This is a genomic window from Pseudomonas peradeniyensis (assembly GCF_014268935.2).
Classification (GTDB): domain Bacteria; phylum Pseudomonadota; class Gammaproteobacteria; order Pseudomonadales; family Pseudomonadaceae; genus Aquipseudomonas; species Aquipseudomonas peradeniyensis.
In genome coordinates this window covers 1-1,495 of sequence record NZ_JABWRJ020000007.1, presented here as the reverse complement: position 1 = coordinate 1,495, position 1,495 = coordinate 1, and the positions used below count along the sequence as shown (strand labels likewise).

At 52.5% G+C, this 1,495-nt stretch carries 1 protein-coding gene; it reads left to right on the top strand.

All coding sequences use genetic code 11. The annotated features are described in order from the left end of the window. Nucleotides 1–48: 48 nt before the first annotated feature. Nucleotides 49–1,412, top strand: a protein-coding gene (locus HU751_RS26735) for an IS3 family transposase (RefSeq protein ID WP_437181031.1) whose coding sequence is annotated in 2 segments (ribosomal slippage) — nt 49–561 and nt 564–1,412 — 1,362 coding nt in all. Because the reading frame shifts where the segments join, the coding sequence is not laid out codon by codon here. Nucleotides 1,413–1,495 lie beyond the last annotated feature (83 nt).

Sequence of the window (1,495 nt, the reverse complement as noted above, 5' to 3'; positions counted from 1 at the left end):
TGAACTGACCCCCGAAAGTTGGACACCTTATCCCTTGGAGGGTGTTCCATGACGAAATACAACCTGGCGCTCAAGCAGGCACTCATCGAAGAGTGCCTTTCTGCCCGCAGTGTTCATGAAGTGGCACTGAAGCATGAGCTGAGCCCTTCGCTGCTGCGCCGCTGGGTAAAGGGCTATGAGAAACACGGCGCAGCCGGTTTGATTCCCAAGTACAGTCACTACGATGCTCAGTTCAAATTAAAGGTTTTGCAATGCATCGAGCAAGACGGGCTGTCTGCTCAGCAAGCATGCGTAAGGTTTGATATCCGTGGGCCGAGCAGCATCAGGCAATGGAAAAGGCTGTACGATGAAGGCGGAATAGAAGCCCTTCATCCGAACCGTGCCCGAGAGTTAAACATGCCCCGCAAGCCATCAAAGCAATCCAGCGCAGGACCTTCTGCACCTTCGGATCGTGAGCTCACGCCTGAGCAAATGCTCGAAGAGCTGGAATATCTGCGCGCGGAGAATGCCTATCTAAAAAAGCTCGATGCCTTGATCCAAGCGGACCCACGCACTGCGCAGGCAAGAAAACGCAAGCTGTCCAAGGATTAAGGCGTGAGCATCGACTCGCTCTGCTGTTGCGCGCTGCAGGCCTGGCACGCAGTACCTTTTACTACCAAAGCAAAGTGTTGCAGACCGACAGGCATGCTGCCCTCAAGGAACGCATCGACAGGGTCTATCACCAGCATAAGGGGCGGTATGGCTACCGCCGTATCACTGCGGTTCTTGGGCACAATGCCGAGGTGATCAATCACAAGAAGGTGCAGCGGCTGATGCAGTTGATGGGCCTCAAATCGCTAGTCAAAGTGAAGAAATATCGCTCGTATCGAGGCTCCGAGGGGCTTGTTGCATCTGATTTGCTCAAGCGTGAATTCAAGGCGCAGGCCCCTAATCAAAAATGGGTAACCGACGTGACAGAGTTCAAGGTAAAGGGCCAGAAGCTATTTCTTTCGCCGGTGATGGACCTGTACAACGGCGAGATCCTCGCTTATCAGATCAACCGACGCCCTGAGTTCAGGATGGTTTCGACAATGCTGGAGCAAGCTTTCGAGCGGCTGAATCAAGATGACAAACCAATATTGCACTCCGATCAAGGCTGGCAGTATCAGCAGCCAGCTTACCGGCACATGTTGGCCGGGAAGAATATCGAGCAGAGCATGTCGCGAAAGGGAAACTGCCTGGACAACGCCGCGATGGAAAGCTTTTTTGGCACGCTCAAGAGCGAGTTCTTTTATCTGGAATCGTTTGAGAGTGTTGAACAACTGGCATCAGGGCTAGAGGATTACATCGCTTACTACAACCAAGAACGCATCAGTCTCAGACTAAATGGCTTGAGTCCGGTACAATTTCGGACCCAAGCGCTGAACCCATAGCGTACCCTGTCCAACTTTCGGGGGTCAGTTCAACGGCGAGTCACTTTTTGTCAAACGCGACAAAAAGTAACCAAAAAACGCTG